Source organism: Rhizobium sp. Leaf341 (assembly GCF_001424325.1).
Taxonomy (GTDB): Bacteria; Pseudomonadota; Alphaproteobacteria; order Rhizobiales; family Rhizobiaceae; genus Ferranicluibacter.
Map to the genome: position 1 here is coordinate 959,539 of NZ_LMPE01000015.1, position 20,948 is coordinate 980,486.

18 protein-coding genes are annotated in these 20,948 nt (G+C 63.3%); 6 read left to right on the top strand and 12 right to left on the bottom strand.

Translation table 11 applies throughout. The features are described 5' to 3' along the window. Positions 1-205 precede the first annotated feature (205 nt). The gene (locus ASG03_RS19115) at positions 206-2,188 is read right to left on the bottom strand and encodes a monovalent cation:proton antiporter-2 (CPA2) family protein (RefSeq protein WP_082475849.1); all 1,983 of its coding nucleotides are present in this window, start codon (positions 2,186-2,188) and stop codon (positions 206-208) included. Next, positions 2,185-2,871 carry an NAD(P)H-dependent oxidoreductase gene (locus ASG03_RS19120; protein WP_082475850.1) on the bottom strand — a complete coding sequence of 229 codons (687 nt, stop codon included), beginning with the start codon at positions 2,869-2,871 and terminating at the stop codon, positions 2,185-2,187. The genes ASG03_RS19115 and ASG03_RS19120 overlap by 4 nt, the downstream gene beginning before the upstream one ends. A 386-nt stretch (positions 2,872-3,257) precedes the next feature. Between ASG03_RS19120 and rpsU the strand changes: the two genes are divergently transcribed. After that, positions 3,258-3,494: a 30S ribosomal protein S21 gene (gene rpsU / locus ASG03_RS19125; RefSeq protein WP_062476898.1), complete on the top strand. Its 237-nt coding sequence runs from the start codon at positions 3,258-3,260 to the stop codon at positions 3,492-3,494. Positions 3,495-4,586: 1,092 nt separating this feature from the next. Continuing rightward, positions 4,587-5,501, top strand: coding sequence for a hypothetical protein (locus ASG03_RS19135; RefSeq protein WP_156381867.1), 915 nt, complete (start codon positions 4,587-4,589; stop codon positions 5,499-5,501). 7 nt (positions 5,502-5,508) lie between these two features. On the opposite strand, the gene ASG03_RS19140 is transcribed toward ASG03_RS19135, so the two are convergent. Next, the gene (locus ASG03_RS19140; RefSeq protein WP_062695144.1) at positions 5,509-6,612 is read right to left on the bottom strand and encodes an NADH:flavin oxidoreductase/NADH oxidase; all 1,104 of its coding nucleotides are present in this window, start codon (positions 6,610-6,612) and stop codon (positions 5,509-5,511) included. Between the two features lie 240 nt (positions 6,613-6,852). Here ASG03_RS19140 and ASG03_RS19145 point away from each other — a divergent pair, with 240 nt between their 5' ends. Continuing rightward, positions 6,853-7,233, top strand: coding sequence for a VOC family protein (locus ASG03_RS19145; RefSeq protein ID WP_062476907.1), 381 nt, complete (start codon positions 6,853-6,855; stop codon positions 7,231-7,233). Between the two features lie 136 nt (positions 7,234-7,369). Here ASG03_RS19145 and ASG03_RS19150 read toward each other — a convergent pair whose 3' ends face one another. Further along, positions 7,370-8,392, bottom strand: a complete 1,023-nt coding sequence (locus tag ASG03_RS19150; protein WP_062695145.1) for an NADP-dependent oxidoreductase — start codon at positions 8,390-8,392, stop codon at positions 7,370-7,372. Between the two features lie 229 nt (positions 8,393-8,621). Here ASG03_RS19150 and ASG03_RS19155 point away from each other — a divergent pair, with 229 nt between their 5' ends. Beyond that, the gene (locus tag ASG03_RS19155) at positions 8,622-9,929 is read left to right on the top strand and encodes a Gfo/Idh/MocA family protein (RefSeq protein WP_062695146.1); all 1,308 of its coding nucleotides are present in this window, start codon (positions 8,622-8,624) and stop codon (positions 9,927-9,929) included. Between the two features lie 297 nt (positions 9,930-10,226). On the opposite strand, the gene ASG03_RS19160 is transcribed toward ASG03_RS19155, so the two are convergent. Beyond that, a complete protein-coding gene (locus ASG03_RS19160; RefSeq protein ID WP_062695147.1) occupies positions 10,227-10,475 on the bottom strand; it encodes a hypothetical protein in 249 nt (82 codons plus the stop codon). A 305-nt stretch (positions 10,476-10,780) separates the two neighbouring features. Between ASG03_RS19160 and ASG03_RS19165 the strand changes: the two genes are divergently transcribed. Continuing rightward, positions 10,781-12,601 (top strand): methyl-accepting chemotaxis protein, encoded by a 1,821-nt coding sequence (locus ASG03_RS19165; RefSeq protein WP_244475308.1) that lies wholly within the window; start codon positions 10,781-10,783, stop codon positions 12,599-12,601. 40 nt (positions 12,602-12,641) lie between these two features. Here ASG03_RS19165 and ASG03_RS19170 read toward each other — a convergent pair whose 3' ends face one another. The 6 genes from ASG03_RS19170 to ASG03_RS19195 all read right to left on the bottom strand — a co-directional run bounded on the left by ASG03_RS19170 (position 12,642) and on the right by ASG03_RS19195 (position 18,900). After that, positions 12,642-14,597 carry a methyl-accepting chemotaxis protein gene (locus ASG03_RS19170; protein ID WP_062695151.1) on the bottom strand — a complete coding sequence of 652 codons (1,956 nt, stop codon included), beginning with the start codon at positions 14,595-14,597 and terminating at the stop codon, positions 12,642-12,644. Positions 14,598-14,968: 371 nt separating this feature from the next. Further along, positions 14,969-15,559, bottom strand: coding sequence for a helix-turn-helix domain-containing protein (locus ASG03_RS19175; protein ID WP_244475309.1), 591 nt, complete (start codon positions 15,557-15,559; stop codon positions 14,969-14,971). 105 nt (positions 15,560-15,664) lie between these two features. Continuing rightward, entirely contained in the window at positions 15,665-16,018 is a 354-nt protein-coding gene (locus tag ASG03_RS19180) for a hypothetical protein (RefSeq protein WP_156379801.1), read from the bottom strand. Between the two features lie 96 nt (positions 16,019-16,114). Next, positions 16,115-16,729 carry a response regulator FixJ gene (gene fixJ, locus ASG03_RS19185; RefSeq protein ID WP_062476926.1) on the bottom strand — a complete coding sequence of 205 codons (615 nt, stop codon included), beginning with the start codon at positions 16,727-16,729 and terminating at the stop codon, positions 16,115-16,117. Further along, entirely contained in the window at positions 16,722-18,221 is a 1,500-nt protein-coding gene (locus tag ASG03_RS19190; RefSeq protein WP_062695352.1) for a sensor histidine kinase, read from the bottom strand. Before ASG03_RS19190 ends, fixJ begins: the two co-directional genes overlap by 8 nt. A gap of 232 nt (positions 18,222-18,453) precedes the next feature. Beyond that, positions 18,454-18,900 carry a pseudoazurin gene (locus tag ASG03_RS19195; RefSeq protein ID WP_062476929.1) on the bottom strand — a complete coding sequence of 149 codons (447 nt, stop codon included), beginning with the start codon at positions 18,898-18,900 and terminating at the stop codon, positions 18,454-18,456. Positions 18,901-19,135: 235 nt separating this feature from the next. Here ASG03_RS19195 and hemN point away from each other — a divergent pair, with 235 nt between their 5' ends. Beyond that, positions 19,136-20,500: an oxygen-independent coproporphyrinogen III oxidase gene (gene hemN, locus ASG03_RS19200; RefSeq protein WP_062695155.1), complete on the top strand. Its 1,365-nt coding sequence runs from the start codon at positions 19,136-19,138 to the stop codon at positions 20,498-20,500. Positions 20,501-20,592: 92 nt separating this feature from the next. Here hemN and ASG03_RS19205 read toward each other — a convergent pair whose 3' ends face one another. After that, positions 20,593-20,814, bottom strand: a complete 222-nt coding sequence (locus tag ASG03_RS19205; RefSeq protein WP_062476935.1) for a hypothetical protein — start codon at positions 20,812-20,814, stop codon at positions 20,593-20,595. Positions 20,815-20,948 lie beyond the last annotated feature (134 nt).

Sequence of the window (20,948 nt, forward strand, 5' to 3'; positions counted from 1 at the left end):
CATATAAATGCAAGGCCCGGAGCCGGCTCGACGAACATCGGCACGCGCGTCTCATCGAGCCGGGACCCGAGGGATGTCGGCCCCGCCGTTGCGGCGCGTGGGTTAGCCCGCCCGCCCCCTTTTGTCCAGCCGTGTCCCGCGCAAGGCACTCTCGAAGGCCCCGCACGGAAACGGCGAACCGCCGGCCGGTAATCTCTGGCTCCTCCTACCCCTCGCCCTGTCCATCCAGATCCGCCCGATCCCGCCGCTCCAGGGTCGACCGCTCCAGATCCGTTGCGTCCGGAAGAGAGGCGCCCAGGTCATGGTTGCGCGCCGCGATATCCGGCGGAGTCCAGCCGCGCTCCGTCCGATCGTGCAGCGCGCTTCGATCCCCCATCATGGCTTTCTCCAGGATGTCCGAGATCTCGCGGGCCCGGGCGATGTATTCCTTGTTTTCAAACACTGGCACGTCGTGCTTCCACAAGGGCGCGAGCTGGCGCAGGCCCCAGCCATCCTGCCGGACGAACACGGCCTTGCTCTTTTCCACATCGAAGGGATGCATGCCGAGGCTCTGCAGCGCGTAGCCCGCCGCGCGGACGGAGCTGTCGAAAACCTCGCGCACGATGTCGTCCGCGCCGGCCTCGTAGAGCTGGTAGACGTGATTGCGATCATAAGCGCGCGCGATGATGTGGATGGCCGGATTTTCATGCCGGGCATGGCGGACGATGCTTGTCGCCCGCGCGATATCGTCGATGGCGACGACCAGCAGCCGTGCCTTGCGCAATCCGGCAGAGTGCAGCAGGTCCGGACGACCGGCATCGCCGAAAAAGGAGCGGACGCCGAACTTGCGCAGCCCGTCGATGACATCCGAGCGGCTGTCGAGCACGATCGTCTTGTGCCCGTTTGCTAGGAGCATACGGTTGATGATCTGCCCGAAGCGGCCGAGACCGGCGATGATGACGGAGGCTTCCTCGGGGATTTCGTCGGCCTCCTCCATCTGCCCCCGGTCGAGGCGCGGCACGATCACCTTGTCGAACAGGATGAAGAGCGCCGGGGTGAGCAGCATGGAAAAGGCGATCACGAGCATGATGATAGCGGCGAGGTCTGCAGGCAGCACGGCATTCTGCAACGTGAAGGAGACGAGAACGAAGCCGAATTCGCCGGCCTGCGCGAGCCCCAGCGCCAGCAGCCATCGGTCCGCGCCGCGCAGCTTGTAGACGGATCCGATCAGCCACAGCACCGCGGCCTTGACGACGATGACACCCAAGGTCAGCAGGATGACGAGGCCGAGATGGGCGGTCAGCAGAGAGAAATCGATGCCGGCACCGACCGTGATGAAGAACAGGCCGAGGAGCAGGCCCTTGAACGGTTCGATATCGCTTTCCAGTTCGTGGCGGAATTCGCTGTTGGCAAGGACCACGCCGGCAAGAAATGTCCCGAGCGCCGGGGACAGGCCGACCATGCTCATGAGGAGGGCGGTGGACACGACGAGCAACAGGGCCGCAGCCGTGAACATTTCGCGCAGCCGCGACGCCGCGATCAGCCGAAAGATCGGGCGCGACAGGAAGTGGCCCGCCACCACGACGAAGGCGACGGCGAGAAGCGTCACCAGCGCGACCTGCCAGCCCGGCAGGTCGGAGACAAGGGTTGCCGCATTGCCCGCGCCATGGGCAGCGTGGTCGCCGCCCTGCAGGGCCGGAAGCGCCAGAAGCGGCAGGACGGCCAGCATCGGGATGACCGCGATATCCTGGAAGAGGAGCACGGAGAAGCTGGAACGTCCGCCTTGCGATTTCAGGAGACCCTTTTCGCTCAACGTCTGCAGCACGATGGCGGTGGACGACAGAGACAGGATAAGTCCGACCGCGACCGCGGTCTGCCAGGGCAGCCCCGCAACGAGGCCGATGCCCGCAACAACCGCTGCGGAACCTGCGACCTGCAGGCCGCCGAGACCGAGCAGCCGACCCCGCATGTCCCAGAGCGCTTGCGGCTGGAGCTCCAGTCCAACCAGGAACAGCATCATCACGACGCCGAACTCGGCGAAATGCTGGAGATCCTGCGTCTCGTTGCCGACCAGGTGAAAGACCGGGCCGATCACGATCCCCGCGATGAGATAGCCGAGCACGGAGCCGAGGCCCAGCCGGGCCGCGATGATGACGGAGGTGATCGCGGCCGCGAGATAGACGAAGGCCTGAAACATGAAGCCGCTCATTCGGACATCCTTGCACTGTTGGAGCCGGCTGGCAGCCCGGATGGCGCCATGTCTGCCGGGTTTGGCGTGACGCCGCGCAAGATGTCGACCCGCGACAGAGCATCATCGTCCAGAAGCTCGAACCGCGAGACCGCGTTCAGGTCCAGGGTCTCGTCGCGCAGCGCGGACAGAAGGCGAAGATAGGCGGCGATATGAAGGTCTGCCCGCCCGTCGAGGGCCGAATCATGTGCGGAGAACAGCGCCACCGGCGGCAGAAACCGCATGCCGCAGAGCGAGGCGGTCTGCTCGAGCGGCGACAGCAGCGTGCGCAGCCGAAAGTGATTGGACCCTTCCTCGCGATAGGCATCGCGCGCGCCGCCGGTCGTGACCACCGGAAGAAACAGCTTGCCCGAAAGCTTCGAGCCGCTCTGCCCATAGGCAAAGCCGTATTCGAGCACGAGGTCTTGCCACTCCTTGAGAAGCGCGGGGACGGAATACCAGTAGATCGGAAACTGGAAGATGATGACGTCGTGTGCGACCAGCCGCGCCTGCTCCGCATCGATGTCGATGTTGAACCGGGGATACTCTGCATAGAGATCGACGAAGGTCACCCCGTCGAGCCGGGCAGCCTGCTGCGCCATGCGCACGTTGAGGCGCGAGTGCCGCTGGCCGGGATGGGCAAACAGAATGAGGACGCGGGCCATGATCTCTTCCTCGGGTGTCTATCTTCTGGAGCCGTTCGCTCCGGACGATGTGCGCCAGCTGCAAGGAACGACACGACGGAGGCAGAATCGGCTGGAACGGAACAAGCCACCATCGCGGCCGCGGCGACAATCGGTGCTGCGGGAAGATCTTGTCAAGCGGCAAAACGAGTGCGATGGTGAAGCCGAGCGTTACGCTCCCGATGGACACATCTCATTGCCGGCCGGCACCCTTCTGGGCGCTGTCAGTTGCCGGAGAGACGAGATTTGGCACATTTCTTCGCTCTTTTTTCGGGCCAACCCCTTTTCATGATGGACGTGTGGTGAGATAAGGAGCGCCGAAGTCACCATACCACCGCCCCAGCGGGCGACAGAGATCAAGGTTCGAGATGCAGGTTCTGGTTCGAGACAACAATGTTGAGCAGGCACTGCGCGTGCTCAAGAAGAAGCTTCAGCGCGAAGGCGTCTTCCGCGAAATGCGCATGCGCGAAGCCTATGAGAAGCCGTCCGTGAAGCGTGCTCGCCAGAAGGCTGAAGCTGTTTCCCGCCAGCGCAAGAACGCCCGCAAGCAGATGCAGCGCGAAGGCCTCCTGCCCGGCCCGAAGAAAAAAGTTGCGACCCGCTAAGATCTGACGGGCGCCCGTCGGACGGTATCCGACACGGCGCGGCTGGTCTTCGGTAACAAGCCTTCATAACCACGGTGTGATGCCTCGTCGTCGCACCGTGGTTTTCTGTGTTTTCCGGGATTTCCTAGAACTTCGCCGGGACGCATCGTCCAACATCGACGTGATCCCGCTTCGGCCAGGAATGCCCTGGTTTCGTGGGATACCTCTGGCGAAGATCCGTAAGCCAGCAAACGGTCTTAACCCACCAAGATTCCTACCGCCTTCTGACCGCTCCTCTGCAGCAATTCCTGATACACAGCATTTCAGATCGAACTCTGCATCCTTTTGACTCTCTGCAAGCCGGTTCGGCTTTCAAACCACGGCGCGCAATCCTCAGATCATACCGTCTTTGGATTGATACCAGCGGCAAGGCTGGCTTGAGATCACCCCTTTACGCACGGGCAGCCTTGTGCTCTCACGGTTTCCGAATTTGAGCACTGGCAGGGAAACGGTGAGATACACCATCAAGCCCAGAGGCAAAATCATATTTACACAATCTAAAATTACGGTATTCTTAAATACGTTATTGTAAATCCGTACATACCCGGCCTATCCACAGATCAATCCAGCAGGACAGTGATTGCTGACCCTAACAGGGACCTGAATTCTCGCTAGACAACAGAAGTTTAGTCACAAAAATCGTAAATACAAAACCTGACAAATCCAGAGCCAGAGATGTTAATGTATAATATCATATGACCGACTCTCTGTGCTCACAGGTCAGGTATTATAAAAATTTATATGATTGCTTCACCGGATCTGGAACGGGATGTATCTGTATGCCCTTCAGTGGAAAACCTAGATCGGTATGTGTAAACTAATACATGAAAAGCAGATGGCCATGTCACAATTTTCGCGATTGTTGCCCGGAGATCCAGCTCCAGAGCTGAGATTGTCCCGTGGGCTTGTCGGTGATGTTCTCCGGCCGGTCGTCTCCGACCAGCTGAGGCTGGTCGTTCTCTGGACGGCGGTTGCCCCGGCTGCCTTCCTTTTATTCGCGATCTTGCGGAGATCAGCGCCGGCCATGGCGTTCCGTGCTATGGGGTGGCCGTCATGGTGATCCACGTGGACAGGACGGCGGTGAAAGCCAAATCCATCCCGTCCAAGGCGGTGCTCGCTCTTGAGGAGCGGACGCCGGAAGCCTCTGTCCTGTCTCGGGGCTGGGTAACGCGCCATTGGCTCGAGGCGAGCGGACAGGACGGCGTGCCGGCCGGTTTCATTGTCGATCGGACGAACCGGATTGCCTGGATGGGACCTGCAACCCATATCGAGCCGATCCTAAAGCGCATCTTGCGGGGTGAGTGGAACATTGATGCCGCGCGCACCGAATGGCAAGCAAAGGTCAGCGACGACAGCGTCCGCCTGCTACAATACAGACGGGATATTCTGGAGGCGACGGTAACGGGCGATGTCGCAACGGCGTCCTCGCTGGTCAAACAGGCGGAGACGGAACTTCCATCCGCTCTGGGGCACGCGGAGTTCAACATCCTGAAGCTGCAGGCGATTGTCGATGGTCCGGACCCGGACGACCATGCAACACGATTTTACATCGAGGCATCCGATCGGTTCCCAACCGATGTCGATGCACAACTGCGGTTGGCCGCCGTCATCGTCCGTGACATGCCTCTAAACATAGAAGCCCTGAAGGCGGTCCTGGATCGCCTCCAGCGCGTGGAGCGACAGTGGCGGAGCAGCACCGAAGCCGACCGCCCGTTCCCCATATTTCAAGTGAGACTGCACCTGACCATTGCCGAAGCCGCCCTACGCATAGGCGAGACGGCCGAATGCGAACGGCAGATCGAGCGCGCCTCCCTGCTGGCACATGACACGCGTCTTGATGACGCCCACCGGAATGTTGCCGCCGACGAAAGCGCGAGGATCAGGCGCTTGAGGCAGGAGGCGCGTATCGCCAGCCGAAGCGGAATGGCGCCGGCTGATGATCCCTCAGAAACAGAGGGTGAGAACTGAGACGGCATCAGCTGTCGAACAGGGTCTTGTACTGCCGCGGCTGGCAGCGGAGATATTGCGGCGCCGCTTTGACGGTCGCGCCGAGATGGGCGGCGGCGTGCCAGGGCCAGCGGGGGTCGTAGAGGATGGTGCGGGCGAGCGCGATCATGTCGGCATCGCCGGTCCCGATGATGGATTCGGCCTGCTCGAACTCGGTGATCAACCCCACGGCGACGACCGGGATCGAGACGGCCTGTTTGACATCGCGGGCAAGCGGCACCTGATAGCTCGGGCCGACCGGAATGGCCTGCGCATCGCTGAGGCCGCCGCTCGACACGTGGATCGCGCTGCAACCGCGCGTCTCGAGCGCCTGCGCGAAAGCCACAGTCTGGGCGCTGTCCCAGCCACCCTCGACCCAGTCCGTTCCGGAAACCCGCATGGTCACCGGCCGATCCGCGGGAAAGGCGTCCCGGACCGCCTCGAACACCTCGAGCGGAAAGCGCATGCGGTTTTCGAGCGAGCCGCCATAGGCGTCGGTGCGCGTATTGGACAGCGGCGAGAGGAACTGATGCAGAAGATAGCCGTGGGCTCCATGGATCTGCACGGCATCGAGCCCGAGGCGTGCGGCCCTGCGGGCGGCCTGCGCGAACGCGTCTCGGAGCCGATCGAGGCCTGCGGCATCCAGCGCTTCCGGTGCATCATAGGATGGCTTGAAGGCGGAGGCGGAGGGCGCGACGGTCTTCCAGCCCTGCGCATGATCGGGAGCGAGCTGCGCCCCGCCCTTCCAGGGCAGATCGGTCGAGGCCTTGCGGCCGGCATGGCCGAGCTGGATCGCGATCGGCATGTCCGACCAGCGACGAATGCCCTTGAGCACGCGGTCCATGGCGGTTTCGCAGGCGTCGTCCCAAAGCCCGACATCGCCGAAGCTGATCCGGCCTTCCGGCGTCACCGCCGTCGCCTCGATGGTCAGAAGCCCCGCACCCGATTGGGCCAGCATGCCGAGATGCGTGAGATGCCAGTCGGTCATCGCGCCGTTCTCGGCGGAATACTGGCACATCGGCGCGATGACGATGCGGTTCTGCAACGTCAGTCCGCCGACCTCGATGGGCGAAAAGAGTTTGGGGGAAGCCATGTCGATCTCCTGAAAACATCAAGGCGGCCCGGGAACAGCCGCACTGCGTGGGCATATAGGGCGCCCATTCGCAGGCTGTACTCGATATCCGCAGCCGGGAGGTCTCGATATGGTCAGCGTCTGCTTTCACTTGCGAAACGCAGGCAGGCAGGCGAAAACATCGCCGAGAACCGCGCCGGCTTCCGCCGTGGCAGAACGCGCGAAGCGCACGCGGACAAGACACGTCAGGAGAGCGTACCCATGTTCGACCATGTTTCCATCGGCGTCCGGGATATCGACCGGTCGCGCACCTTCTACGATGCCGCCCTCACCCCGCTCGGCTACGGACGGTTGACGAGCGGTGCAAAGATGCTCGGCTATGGTGACGAACAGGTCGGGCTTTGGGTGACCGAGGCCGAACATCCGGTTCGCCCGGATCTCCGCTCCGGCCTCCACTTCTGCTTCAAGGCGTATAGCGAGGAGGCCGTCGAAGCGTTCCATGCCGCCGCGATCGCCCATGGCGGAGAAGACAATGGCGCTCCGGGCCTGCGGCCGGAATATGCCACCTTCTACTACGCCGCCTTCGTCATCGATCCCGACGGCTACCGGCTGGAAGCCTTCTTCCACAAGCCGGACCTGTAGCGTCCCCCAGCAGGCGTCCCAATCGGGATGCAGGCCGCAAGGCCCTGTCGACGGACGTCATCTCCGTAAGTGATCAATCGCGACACGGGGCGGTCGAAGGCATCTTACCCCGACCGCCCCGGCAATCGCCTGCTGCTCAGGCGACTTTTACGACCAGCTTGCCGAAGTTGCGGCCTTCCAGAAGCCCGATAAAGGCTTGCGGCGCGGCTTCCAGCCCGTCCACCACGTCCTCGCGATAGCGCAGCCGCCCATCGGCGATCCAGCCGGCGGCCTCTTTCAGGAAGGCGTCTTTCTGGTCGCTGAATTCCAGCTGGATGAACCCGCGGATCTGCAGGCTCCGGGTCAACACCTCTCTCATGAAGCCCGGCAGCCGATCCGGGCCGGAAGAGGCCCCGCCATCCTGATTGTAATGGGCGATCAGACCGCAGACCGGCACCCGGGCGTAGGTGTTGAGCAGCGGAAACACCGCTTCGAACACGTGGCCGCCGACATTCTCGAAGTAGACGTCGATTCCATCGGGGCATGCGGCCTTCAGCTGTTCGGCGAAATCCGGTGCCCGGTGATCCAGCGCCACGTCGAAGCCCAGCTCGTCCCGGATGAAAGCGCATTTTTCCGGCCCGCCGGCGATGCCGACGGCGCGTGCGCCCTTGATCCGGGCAATCTGCCCGACGACGGAACCGACCGCGCCGCTGGCAGCCGCCACGACCACCGTTTCTCCGGGCTTCGGCTGGCCGATCGTCAGCAAACCGGCATAGGCGGTGAAGCCCGGCATACCGAGCACGCCGAGCGCGGTGGAAACGGGGGCGGCATCCGGATCGAGCTTGCGCAGCCCCTTGCCGTCCGACACCGCGTAGGCCTGCCAGCCGCTGTGGGAGAGCACGATGTCGCCGGCCCTGAAGTCGGGATTGTGCGAGGTGACGACCTCCGCCACCGTGCCGCCTTCCATGACGTCACCGATCTCGACCGGCTTGGCATAGGATTTCGCCGTGCTCATCCGGCCACGCATGTACGGATCGAGCGAAAGAAACCGTGTCTTCAGGAGCAGCTCGCCCTTGGATGGTTCGGGAACGGGCGCCTGTTCGATGTGGAAGTCCTCTGCGACCGGCGCGCCTTGCGGACGGCGGGCCAGCGTGATCCGCGTGTTCTTGAGGTCTGTCATACCATCTTCCTTGCTGTCTTTGCCTTCGGGACGATCGGGAGGACCCCCGCCGGCTTCAGGAGCCTGACATAGGCGCAGAATGTGAAGCGGCAAATTTTCCTTCGCCGACGGCAGGCGGGAAGCACGGACGAGAGAGCGAGAGAGGAAGAAACCGTTGAACAATCCGCGGCCGACAGAGTTGCCGATCCATCAACCTCCATCAACGGTCCGTCAGCGAAAGGCCTCCTCCATGAACGACATTCCCGCCTTCAACCGACGTGGCCTTCTGAAACTCGGCGGTGTCGGGGTGACCGGCATGCTTCTTGCTCCTGGCGCGCAGGCGCAAGCGCAGGGAAACGATCTGCCGCCGCCCTCGCCGGTCGACACCGGCGCCGTCAAGGACGGTAAGGTCACCTTTCCGGAATGGCGCGGCCCTTCGGAAGCGCCGAGTGGCGATCCAAAGGCGCCGCTGCCGCCGGAAGATCGGGTCGGCTTCGCCGTCGTGGCGCTCGGGCGTCTGAGCCTGGAAGAGATCCTGCCGGCCTTCGGCGAAACGAAGAAGGCCCGGCTGGTGGCCCTGGTCTCCGGGTCGCCCGACAAGATGAAGGCGGTTGCGCAACAGTACGGCGTCAAGCCGGAAGCCTGCTACGACTATACCGGGTTCGACGCGATCAAGGACAATCCGGAGATCAAGGCGGTCTATGTCGTTACCCCGAACGGGCTGCACCGCGAATTCGTCGAGCGGGCGGCCAAGGCCGGAAAACATGTGCTTTGCGAAAAACCCATGTCGGTGAACTCGACCGAGGCCCGGGCCATGCTCGACGCCTGCAATACTGCCGGCGTCAAGCTGATGATCGCCTATCGCATCCAGTACGAGGCCTTCAACCTGCATCTTGCCGAGAAGGTCCGCGCAAAGGCCTACGGACGGCTGGTCGGCATGTCCGCCATCAATGTTCAGACCGTCGCGGAAAACGGCGCCGAGCAATGGCGGCACAAGAAGGCGCTGGCCGGCGGTGGCGCGCTGCCCGACATCGGGCTCTACTGCCTCAACACGGCGCGCTTCCTGACCGGCGAGGAACCGGTGGAGATCATGGCGACGCAGTACAGCCCGCCCGACGATCCGCGCTATGCCGAGGTGGAGGAGACCGTGTCGTTCACGCTGCGCTTCCCCTCCCATGCCATCGTGAACTGCCTCACGAGCTACGGTGCGCGCGACGACAAGCATCAGCGCCTGAACTTCGAGCGCGCCACCGTCGACATGCCCAATGCCTATCAATACACGGGTCAGAGCCTGACGGTGATCGAACGCGAAGGCGATCAGACCGTCCAGAAGGAAATCGACCTGACGGCCAACAACCAGTTTGCCGCCGAGATCGATCATTTCGCCGATTGTGTCCTGCAGGATCGCAAACCGCGCACCCCGGGCGAGGAAGGCGTGCAGGATCACGTGCTGATGGAGGCGATCTACCAGTCGGCCGCAACCGGTGTTCCCGTCCGTCTCGACCCGATCCAGGGCCTCGATGCCTTCCGCGGCCCTCCTGCACAGGTCGAACTCTGAGGAACCGGGCGCGCAACCGATGACGCGGCCGGCGATGGTTCCGAAACCTTACCGGCCGGCTGCGCGTTAAAGCGTGTCACAGCCTGGCAGCAAGCAGGGGAGCACGGCATGAACGAGCATGAAAAGTCATCCTTCGATGCCGGCCTGTTGAAGATCGTCATCGTTGCCGGAGCCGCACTCCTGACCGTTTCCTTCCCGGTGCTTCTGCTCGTCTGAAAGCCAGCGCCAACAGGTTTGATCGGCACGCCGGCCACAGAGAAACGAGAGATCACGCGGACGGATGGCGACGCCGGTGTGTCAAGGCTCGTCGGAAAAGGCCGAAAGGGCGCAATCCGAAAACGCGCGCGGAAGATGCCGGATGAGGCTGTCGTCTGCGTGAGAGATCTCTTCCGTATCCGCTGCGGCCACGGCCTGCGCCCGCGTGTAGTCGACCATGATGTCGTCGCTCTGGCGTGGGAAGTTCGTGACGAATGCGTCCTCCGCGTCGATGATCCAGATCTTCGAACCGCCGATGATTTCGGCCCTGAACGGTCGTTTCAGACCCACGCGCGTCTCCTCTGTAGTCACCGCCCCTGCAAAGCGGAGCCGGACGGCGGCCATGCACAATCTTAAGTTGGCCCCGCCACTTCTTAAAAAGGATAGTCTGTCAAACCGCTGTCCAAGGCGTAAGCTCGCCGGGAGATCGAGCCTTTGGTTTGCAATCAGCAGCATACGAGGGCGATGCGCTGAGGCCGCCCCCCTAAAAAGAGGTGTCAGACGTTAACATCTTTCACCATATTTTAGCTTTCTTGGTTTTAGACTTTTCTCTCATGACTTCGGAGGAGGTCCTCCGGTTGGTGGAGAAGCATCGCGTGAAAAACATCACACTTTCCCGGTTGCTCGTTCTGTTCGGGCTGGTCGTGACCTTCGGCCTCGTCGTCTCGATCGGCATCCAGACGTCGGCGCTCGGTACGTTGAAGGTTGGCGGCCCGGTCTATGAAGAGATCGCAAACGGCAAGGACCTGATCGCGGACATCCTGCCACCGCCGCTCTACGTGGTCGAAGCCTACATGCTGGTCAACGAGTCCGTCGTGGACCCCGAGCGCCTGCGGGACAACGGGGAGAAGATGAAGGCGCTCCGGGCCGCATTCGACGATCGCCGAGGCTTCTGGCAGACGGCGCAGCTTGAAGAAGGCCTGCGCGGCAAGCTCGCATCCGAGGTGATCACATCGGGAGACACGTTCTGGAAGGCCGTCGCGGACTATCAGGATCAAGCCGGAAAGACCGGAAAGGCGGCCTTGGATCGTATCCAGCAGGCTTTCTATGCGCATGACGCCAAGGTGCGGGAACTTGCCGCCATGGCAACGACGACGCTGGAGAACTCCGTCGCCACGGCCAACGCACAAAGCCAGACGTACACGGTGATCGCGGCCGGCGGAAGCGCGCTTTCGGTCGTTCTCTTTCTCGGGGGCCTGTGGCTCGTGCGGCGGCGCGCGATCGTCCCGCTCGTGCGAATCGGGCGCTACATGACCGTTCTTGCGCAGGGAGACTATACCCAAGAGGTACCCCTTGCCGGGCGGCGTGATGAAATCGGGTCGATGGTGAAGAGCGTGTCGGTCTTCCGCGACGCGGCGATCGAACGCCAGCAGATGCGCCTTGCCGCAGAGCGGGAGCGGGCCCTGACCGAAGCGGAGCGCGTCGAGCAGCATCGCCGCCGGGAACGCGAAGCGGAGGAGCTTGGCGCCGTGGTCGCGGCTCTGGGTGCAGGGCTCGCCCGTCTCGCCGACTGCAACATTCGCGTCACGCTCGACGAACCCTTTGCGGACCGCTTCGACACACTGCGCTGCGATTTCAACAATTCGATCGCCACCTTCCAGCAGGCGCTGGAGCAGGTGCTGGGAAAGACGAGCGAACTGTCGGGCAGCGCCGCCGAGATGCATGAAGCCGCCGATCAGCTGTCCAAGCGCACCGAACAGCAGGCGGCCGCTCTCGAACAGACCTCAGCGGCCCTGGAAGAGGTCGCGGCGACGGTCAGGTCCTCGGCCGAACGGGCCGCCGAGACGCGCGACCTGGTGCGCGCCGCAAACGACTGCGCGACCCTCTCGGGAAAGGTCGTGGGCGATGCCGTGACCGCGATGCGCCGGATCGAGGCATCCTCGACCGAGATCGGCCAGATCATCCATGTCATCGACGAGATCGCCTTCCAGACCAACCTTCTGGCCCTGAATGCCGGCGTGGAAGCGGCACGCGCCGGCGAGGCCGGCAAGGGCTTTGCGGTCGTGGCGCAGGAGGTGCGGGAGCTCGCCCAGCGCTCGGCCAAGGCAGCGAGGGACATCACCGCGCTCGTGAAGACCTCGACGGCGGATGTCTCGGACGGTGTTCGCCTCGTGGACCAGACAGGAAAGGCGCTCGAGCAGATCACGCTCTACGTCGCGGATATCGACGGCAAGGTCGATGCCATGACCACGGCGTCGCGTGAACAGTCCGTTGGCCTTCAGGAAATCAGCACGGCCGTCAATGCGATCGACCAGATGACGCAGCAGAACGCGGCGATGGTGGAGGAAACGACGGCGATCAGCGCCAGCCTGTCTGCGGACGCTTCGGTTCTGACCAGCCTCGTCGGCGCGTTCAAGCTGAACCGCCGCAAGTCCATCCGCCCGCCGGAGGCCGTCGGGCGGCAAAGGGCCGCCTGATCCCGTCCTGCTGTCGGTCGGCGCGACGGGCCCTGCCCGCTCAGGTAGACGACTGACCTTCGATCCGGCGGAGGCGGTTCACGTCCTGCCCGACCGAGGTCATGGCGGAGCGCTGCGCCTCCACCATCCGCCCGACCTGTGACATCGCGCCGCCGATCAGTTCGAAGCTCTGGAAGATATGATTGACCTGCGCAGAGATCTCCCCGTAGCCCGATTGCGCCGTTTCGACCTGCGCTTCGGAATGGCGGATATGCTGGCCGAGGATCTCGATGCTTGCTTCGACCTGGGCCAGAGACTCGCGGCTGCGGTCGAGGGTCGACTTGGTGGTGTTGGCCAGCGCCCGGACCTCGTTTGCGACGACGGCGAAGGATCGCCCTGCCTCTCCCGCGCGCGCCGCCTCGATGGTTGCGTTGAGGGAGAGAAGATTCGTCTGCATGGTGATCTTGTCGATGACCTCGACGATCTCGGTGAGCTGCTGGGTGGTCCGCGCCACCTTGAGAAACTCTTCCTCCAGATTGCCTTTCGCAGAAACCGACACGACGGACGACATGCGCTGTTCGATGTCCTTGCGGATTTGCAGAACGCTGTGCCGCACGTCGTCCGTGCGCCCGACGGCGCCATCGAGTTCCACGGCAAGGTCCGCGCTCTGCCCGATGAACCCCGTGAGGCGCCCGATCAGACGGTTGCGCATCCGGTTGACGAGCCGTTGCTGGTTCAGCCGGCACTGCGTGAAATAACGGGCAAACCGGGCATAGTGGACGGTGAAGTCGTCCAGATAGGGGTCCGTGAACGTCTCGCCTTCCGGCACCTTGAAGAACACGAGAGCGGTCAGCGTCTGGTTGACGTTGATGCCGAGCAGCTCGCCGAAGGTCGAAAAGCCCGCGACCGGTATCGGCCACACGGCGTCCAGGCCGTGTAGATCGCGCGGATTGCCAAGCCGCCGCAGAATGCAATCGTTGACGATCGCGCCGACAGGCGTGGGCCGCCCGTGAAAAAAGGCCGCCAGATCGCGTTTCGTCTGGCCGACGAAATCGGTTGCCTTGACGAGGTGGAGTTCGTCGCCCGGATTAACGTCGCAATAGAAACCGACCGAGCCGGCCTCGAGGTCGATGCCGGAGATCGAGCGCACGAACAGCTCGTCCTCCATCCGGAGCGCAAAAGTGTAGCCTTCCAGGCTGCGGGAAAGCTGCGCGGGCTGGCAATTCATCATGCTGCACAACGCATCGATGATCGGCACCATCTCCACCGTGTTGGTATCGATGGCAGCGGTCACCTTTCGCGTGTCGGCGCAGGCTTCGATGATGACCATCGATTTGCCGACCGGTTTGAAGTTCTGCGTCTTCAGGATTCCGAACCGAGTGCCTTTCGCGATCTTTGCGAACACGAGCAAGGCATGGTTCTGGAGGATGCGGCCCTCGTGGAACAGATAGGTGGTCTTGAAATCGAGCTTGCCGCCGGCGGATCCCCCGATGAAGATGCACGGAAACGAACCGGTCTCGTAGACGGCCTCCATCAGGTAGTTCTCGGACGCCGAGAGCCCGTCCACCAGCGTCAGCGCCACGGTATCCTCGGCGCGAATCGGAAACGGCGTGCGGATTGCCGACAGGCTCGTCTTGATGGCTAAAAGCCTGTCCTCCTGCGACACGGGACGGCGTGCCGCCTCTGCATCTTTTCCCGGAAGCGCGACCGGGTGGATGGAGATCTGCTCGACCAGGTCCTGCCCGAAGACCTGCAGGACGACATTGTCCCAGGACTGGGCAGCATCGCAGTACAGGTGGCCGGGGGACGTGTCGTCCGGCGAATGGTACAGCTCTCCGGCTGTCGTGGTGGCAACCAGCGGGACGCGCCCTGCCCAGGATTTCAAACGTTCACAGGTGGTCTGGAAATCGATGTGCGGCGAGACATAGGCCATGACCAACGCCGGAGCCCGCCCGGCGATCGGCTGGAGTGCCGCGCCAAGGTTGCGGAGAGACGAATCCGTCCTGAACACGAGCATGGACGGCGCATCGGCAACCGGCTCGGGGGTCGGTGCAGCGCCGCCCTCGGGGTGTGCGACATCGTCAGGCAGTGTTGAAGACGCCGGAAGTGCAGAAATCGCTTCGCGGGCAGGTTTACGACGTCCTAGTCCGAACACAAGGCGCTCCATCGACGAGAGGCAAGTGTTCCGCAATGCCTGTCATGGGCCAGGCCACCGAGAGTCACGCTCATCGTGACGTTTCAAATTTAGGGCGAAGAACTTAATGGCGCGCTAACTTTTGGCTTCCTAAGTTACCACTTTCGTCTGAAGCGCGATTTTCGTACGTATGAGCGAACTGTCTGACGATCTGCCGGTGGCCGTCACTGCCGCGTCGCTCCACCCGGATCGCTTCACCGACACAGACGTTTCAACGTTTCGATGTCGAGCAGCTCCACCTTCCGCGCACCGTGGAACCGCAGCAGCCCCTCGTCGCGGAGCTTCGAGAAGCTGCGCGAAACGGTCTCGATGCTCATGCCGAGATACTCGCCGATGTCGATGCGCGACATCGGAAGATCGATCTGTTCGAGGCCGCCCTGGCGCTCGACCATGTCCATGAGAAAGGCGACGAGCTTTTCGACCGCGCTCTGGCGGCAGATCACGAGCAGGTGCTCCTGGGCGCGGATCATGCTGCGCAAAGCGAGCATCAGAAGTTCCGGCGAGATCTCGTCCGGCAATCCGGCTTGCGTGAGCCCTGTCTGGACGAGCGCATCGGCGAAGAACGAATGGGTCGCGCCGGCCTCCAGGCCGAACATCTCACCCGCCAGATGGAAGGCAACGACCTGCCGTCGTCCATCGCTGTTCAGACGATAGACGCGGACGGCGCCGAATTCGACGCGATAGATGCTCCCGGCCCGCTCGCCCTGCGCGAAGATCTCGTCCTCGGGAGAGAACAGGCTGATGGGCGTCACCTTCCGGTACGGGACGGAACGCGTCCTTGCCATCCCGAAGTCTGAAACGATGGAAGCCCCTGCATGCATTGTCGTCATCCCCATGATCGTGGGGAGACTGTGAAACATGGCCCGGTTTTTGAAAATTCGGTTGTACCACTACGTGTTTGTACCTAGGGCCCGCCGGAAGCGGTCGACTTCGGCAAGAATATCGGACCCTTCGAGCGGCTTGGCGACCAGCCGATGGTTGCGCGCGGCCTCGGGCGACGGCATGCCGTCGGTCAGGACGATGATCCGGTTGGCGCTGTCTTCCAGAGACCGGCGCGCATCCGCGTCCTTCCTGCAGATGTCGACGTCGACGATGACACAGACCGAACCCGCGATGAGCGGCCGTGCGGCGCGCCAGGATGCGCACCCCAGGACGTGGAAGCCCTCGACGCCGAGCGCGAACGCCAGCGAACGCAACATGGCGTCGTCGGCAGCGATTGCAACGATGGTTCTGTCCTTCTGCACGTCGATGTCCACAGTCCGCAGGTCCCAGGCTACGGCGAGGCTAGCCGTCCGTCGTGGACGGCGCATTGCGGCAGATCAATTGTAACGCCGATCCGGTCAGGCGGGCCCGAAGCCGGAGCCGAGCGCCATTCGCACGAGTTCCGGAAGGCTCCGTGCCTTCATCTTGGCCATCACGTTGGAGCGATGCACCTCGACGGTTCGCGGACTAATGTCCAGATCATAGGCGATGGCCTTGTTCGGCAGCCCGGCAACGACGGCCGACAGAACCTGCCGTTCGCGATCGCTCAAGGACGATAGCCGCTCCCGGATCTCGTCGGCGGTCTCGCTGGTCGCCGTGGCGCTGCCAAGCTGCTCGGAGGCACGGCGGATGGCATCGATGATCAGCGTGTCCTCGAAGGGTTTCTCGATGAAATCCACCGCTCCGGCCTTCATCGCCTCCACGGCCATGGGGACATCGCCATGGCCGGTGATGAGAATGGACGGGATCCGCACCGGCAGCGTCGCCACGAACCGTATGAGTTCGACGCCGGACATATCCGGCATGCGCAGATCCGACACGAGGACGGCGTGGCGCGCGCTCGGCGCAAACTGCGCGAATGCCGTCGCCGATTCGTGAACTCTTACGGCAAAGCCGTTCATCGTCAGCATGAAGGCAAGGGATTTGCGCACAGGCTCTTCATCGTCAACGATATGAACCGTGAAATCATCCATCGACGTGATCCACTCTTTCGGAATGATAGGCCGGAACCGTGAAGCGGAATCTGGCGCCGCCGCCTGCCGCTTCGGACACGGTCATCGTGCCGCCATGGGCCTCGACGATCCGCTTGGAAATCGACAGTCCGATCCCCATGCCGCCGGGCTTCGTCGTCGTGAACGGCCGGAAAAGCTGGGACAGGATCTCCTCGGGAATTCCGCTGCCGGTGTCCTCGACGACGACGGCGACCTCGTGGGGGTTGCTTCCCGGCTCGGTGCGGACCGTCAGTTCCTTCACGGGCGCGTCCTTCATGGCCTCCAGCGCGTTGCGCATCAGGTTCGTCAGCACCTGCTGGATCTGGATGTGATCCACCATAACCATGTCCGCCCCGGGCGCGAAGTCGAAAATGCTGCGGACGCCTTTCTCGCGCGAGCCCACAAGCGCGAGCGCACCGGCCTCCTCCACGAGCTGCCGGATGTTCTGGGGGGTCTTTTCGGTCTCGCCCTTGGTCACGAACTCGCGCAGATGCTTGATGATCTGCCCTGCCCGCAGGGACTGTCGTCCCGCTTCGTCCAGAGCGTCCCGCAGCATCACGGCCTTGTCGGTGTCGACGTCGCGCAGAAGCCGCGAACAGCCATGGACGTAGTTGGCGATGGCCGACAGCGGCTGGTTCAGCTCATGCGCAAGGGTCGAGGCCATCTCTCCCATCTCGTTCAACCGGGCGAGCCGGGCGAGCTCTCCCTGGATCTCCTCGAGACGGGCAGCCGACTCCTCCCGTTCGGTCAGGTCCCGGACGAAGCCGGTGAAAAACCTGTGGGTTCCCGTCTGCATCTCGCCGACCGCAAGCTTCATCGGGAAGGTCGACCCGTCCTTGCGCTGTCCGACCACGACCCGATCCACGCCGATGATGCGCTTCTCGCCGGTCTTCTGGTAGCGCTTGAGATAGCCGTCATGCTCGTCGCGATACGGCTGGGGCATGAGGACGCGCAGGTTCTGGCCGACGACCTCCTCCTCGGCATAGCCGAACTGCCGGACGGCGGCGGCGTTGAAGGAGACGATCCGGCCCGTATAGTCGCTGACGATGGTGGCGTCGAGGACGGTGTCGAGAATCGATCGGAGATGGGCCTCGCGGATTTCGAGCGCCGTCTCGGCCGTCCTGGCCGCGAGGAGAGCGGACTCGACCATCTCCCTGACGAGGAGGATGGCACCCGCCGTCGCGAGAAACAGCGCAAGCTTGAAGCCGATCGTCTGCACCGGCGCGCCGACAGCCCTCTCGACGATGACGCCACCGACGGCAAGAGCTGCCGTCAGGACCAGCAGCGGAAAACGTGTCGCAAAAAGCGACGCGACGAAGATCGCGGGCACGAAGAGATCGAACACCCCGCTGCCCGCGAGAAAGCCGCGGAGAAGAAAAGCGGCCATGATCGCGAGACATCCGATGAGGCAGGCGAGGATCACGGCCTGTTTCGAGGACATGCGTCGATCCAGCACGAGAGCGGCGATGCTCATCTGAAGGTGATCGATCCTGCTCGGCTGCATCAGGCGTTCCGTCCTCTCCCGCAGGGATCACGTGCGTAAACCGCCTGCATCTGACGGACTAGCACGACCCGTGAAGCAGTGTCCACGCGCCGCGATGGTCGCTCTGAACGTCAGGTCCGGTGGAAGCCCATGACGGGCAAGCGACCGCCCCCGGTTCGCTCACCCGTCACGCCGGCGCAAGACACCCTCGCCGGATCCTCTGCTACAGGCCGAGCGCGGCAATGTCCGCGTCGAGCCTTTCGCGCGTCTTCTTCGGGAACTTGGCGGCTTTGACGGCGTCCAGATTGGCTGGCGCATCGCCGACGACGACGAGCCCCACCATGCCCATGCCGACATGCGGAGAGCATTTGACGACGTAGGCGCCGGGAACCTCAAACGTGATCTTGATGACCTCGTTCATCTTGCCCTTGAACGTGGGCGCGCCTGCCGGCGTGAGATCGGTCACGGTTTCCGCATTGTGGCTCTTGTCCGTCGGGATGAAGGTGATGCTGTCGCCGCTGGCGATCCTGATGGCGCCCGGCTCGAACACCATGTTGCCGTCCTTGCCCTTGTTCAGCATGTGGACCTCGAAATCCGCTGCGCTGGCAGATGCGGCGAATCCGGCAGCGGCGATAAGGGCAAGAGCGGCCGTGCGAAGTATGCGTGTCATGAAACGTTCCTCTATGCTTGAGGCTGGGCAGCCTCCACGCTGGCAGTCTAGGCCAGGACGGCGACCGGGGGTTTGATCTCGGACAAACCGCGGGAGGGAAACGCCTGCCCTAGACAGCCAGGACTCGAGCCCGGGTTTCAGCCCCGGGGTCTGATCGCGGGCAATTTGCGCTCGATCAAAGACGCGGGCGCAGGTCGCTTCTATTGCGTGACGGCAGACCAACGGGAAGCAGGCAATGAATGCGGCACTGATCGAGAAGTACGGCAACGCACGGCTGCCGCGTTACACCAGTTATCCGACTGCGCCCCTGTTCAGCGACACCGTCGGCGCGCGACAGGCGGCAGACTGGCTGCGCGATCTCGCGCCGGAGGAGACCTCGCTCTACATCCACATTCCCTACTGTCGTGCCATGTGCTGGTATTGCGGCTGTCACACGACCGTGTCGCACCGCGACGAGCCCATCCGCAACTATCTTCGCCTCCTCCAGCAGGAAATTGCGATTGTGACGGGGTTGAAGCGCGGTGCGCGGAGCGACGAGCGGATCGCCATCGCCGAACTCCATTTCGGCGGAGGAACGCCGACGGTCGTGGCCCCCCAGGATTTCGTCGGCCTCATGGAAACTGTGCGATCGGCCTTCGACCTGCAGCCGGAATGCTCGGTTTCGGTCGAGATCGATCCCCGGACAATGACGGCGGAGATGGCGGACGCCCTTGCCGCATCCGGCGTGAACCGGGCAAGTCTTGGCGTCCAGAGCTTCGATCCCATCGTGCAGAGAGCCATCAACAGGATCCAGCCGCCCGAACTGACCGCGCTGACGGCCGACCGGCTGCGCGCACGCGGCATAACTGCGCTCAACGTGGACCTGATCTACGGACTTCCGCTCCAAACGGTGCGCTCCTGTATTGAGACCGCCGAAGAAGCGATGGCGATGCGGCCCGAGCAGGTCTCGGTGTTCGGCTATGCGCATGTGCCGTCCTTCAAGAAGCACCAGCGCCTGATCCGGGACAAGGACCTCCCCGATGCGTGGGAACGGGGCGAGCAGGCGCAGGCGATCGCGCAGACGCTGATATCGGCCGGTTACGAAGCCGTCGGGCTGGATCATTTTGCGCTGCCCGATGCGCCCATCGCCGTGGCTGCCAGGACGGGGCGGCTGCACCGGAACTTCCAGGGATATACGACCGACGCCTGCCGCAACATGATCGGGCTGGGCGCCTCGTCGATCAGCCGGTTCGTCCAGGGCTATGTGCAGAACGAGGTTCCGATCGGCGCCTATGCCAGACAGATATCGCAAGGGGAGCTGGCGAAGACGCGGGGATATGCCTTGACGGAGGAAGACCGGATGAGGGCTGAGATCATCGAACGCCTCATGTGCGATTTCGACGTCGATCTCGAGCCGATCGCTCTCGAACATGGTTTCGACCCGCAGGGACTAGTGCGGGGCAATGCGCGGCTGCGCGCGCTTGAAGCGGATGGCGTCCTTGCGATCGACGGCGCAAGGCTGCGGGTCGCCAAGGACACTCGATTCATGGTTCGGGCCGTCGCGGCGGCATTCGACGCCTATCTCCAGGTGCCGGCCGCGACCTACAGCAAGACTGCCTGATCGGAGCCGGGCTGATCGGAGACGGCCCGATCGGAAACGGCTTGATCGGAGACGGCCGGCAGGATCACGGCACCGCCGCCTGCACGTCATCCTCACCGGCGCTGCGTGTCGCCGCTATCGTCCGGAAGGGGCCCCTCGTCCGCCGGGACGTCGTCGTCCAGATCTGCGGCGGCAATGGCACTGGCCCGTGCGAAATCCTTTTGAACATCATCCGTGAGGCGCGGAAAGCAGGCGATGAACGCCCGCGTCCGGTCCACGATCCAGATGGTGTCCTCGCCGACGATCTCGGCGCGGAACGGCCTTTGAAACTTCACGGGGAAACTCCACCTGTCAGGAAATGCGTGGGGGAGCGCGCTTGCGCCCGCGGGGATGCGTCACGCCGCCACGCGCGCCAGCGCGCACCGCGACCAGAGCTGGTGGAGGGCGCCGACGAGATGATCGATATCGC

What these genes read in the sequence shown, in the direction of transcription:
- ASG03_RS19195 (WP_062476929.1), bottom strand. Translation starts at nt 18,900, where the DNA reads ATGACACGCATACTTCGCACGGCCGCTCTTGCCCTTATCGCCGCTGCC.
- ASG03_RS19115 (WP_082475849.1), bottom strand. Translation starts at nt 2,188, where the DNA reads ATGAGCGGCTTCATGTTTCAGGCCTTCGTCTATCTCGCGGCCGCGATC.
- ASG03_RS19175 (WP_244475309.1), bottom strand. Translation starts at nt 15,559, where the DNA reads ATGGCAAGGACGCGTTCCGTCCCGTACCGGAAGGTGACGCCCATCAGC.
- ASG03_RS19120 (WP_082475850.1), bottom strand. Translation starts at nt 2,871, where the DNA reads ATGGCCCGCGTCCTCATTCTGTTTGCCCATCCCGGCCAGCGGCACTCG.
- ASG03_RS19170 (WP_062695151.1), bottom strand. Translation starts at nt 14,597, where the DNA reads ATGCTCGTGTTCAGGACGGATTCGTCTCTCCGCAACCTTGGCGCGGCA.
- fixJ (WP_062476926.1), bottom strand. Translation starts at nt 16,729, where the DNA reads ATGGATGATTTCACGGTTCATATCGTTGACGATGAAGAGCCTGTGCGC.
- ASG03_RS19140 (WP_062695144.1), bottom strand. Translation starts at nt 6,612, where the DNA reads ATGGCTTCCCCCAAACTCTTTTCGCCCATCGAGGTCGGCGGACTGACG.
- ASG03_RS19145 (WP_062476907.1), top strand. Translation starts at nt 6,853, where the DNA reads ATGTTCGACCATGTTTCCATCGGCGTCCGGGATATCGACCGGTCGCGC.
- ASG03_RS19135 (WP_156381867.1), top strand. Translation starts at nt 4,587, where the DNA reads ATGGTGATCCACGTGGACAGGACGGCGGTGAAAGCCAAATCCATCCCG.
- ASG03_RS19150 (WP_062695145.1), bottom strand. Translation starts at nt 8,392, where the DNA reads ATGACAGACCTCAAGAACACGCGGATCACGCTGGCCCGCCGTCCGCAA.
- ASG03_RS19190 (WP_062695352.1), bottom strand. Translation starts at nt 18,221, where the DNA reads ATGAGCATCGCCGCTCTCGTGCTGGATCGACGCATGTCCTCGAAACAG.
- rpsU (WP_062476898.1), top strand. Translation starts at nt 3,258, where the DNA reads ATGCAGGTTCTGGTTCGAGACAACAATGTTGAGCAGGCACTGCGCGTG.
- hemN (WP_062695155.1), top strand. Translation starts at nt 19,136, where the DNA reads ATGAATGCGGCACTGATCGAGAAGTACGGCAACGCACGGCTGCCGCGT.
- ASG03_RS19155 (WP_062695146.1), top strand. Translation starts at nt 8,622, where the DNA reads ATGAACGACATTCCCGCCTTCAACCGACGTGGCCTTCTGAAACTCGGC.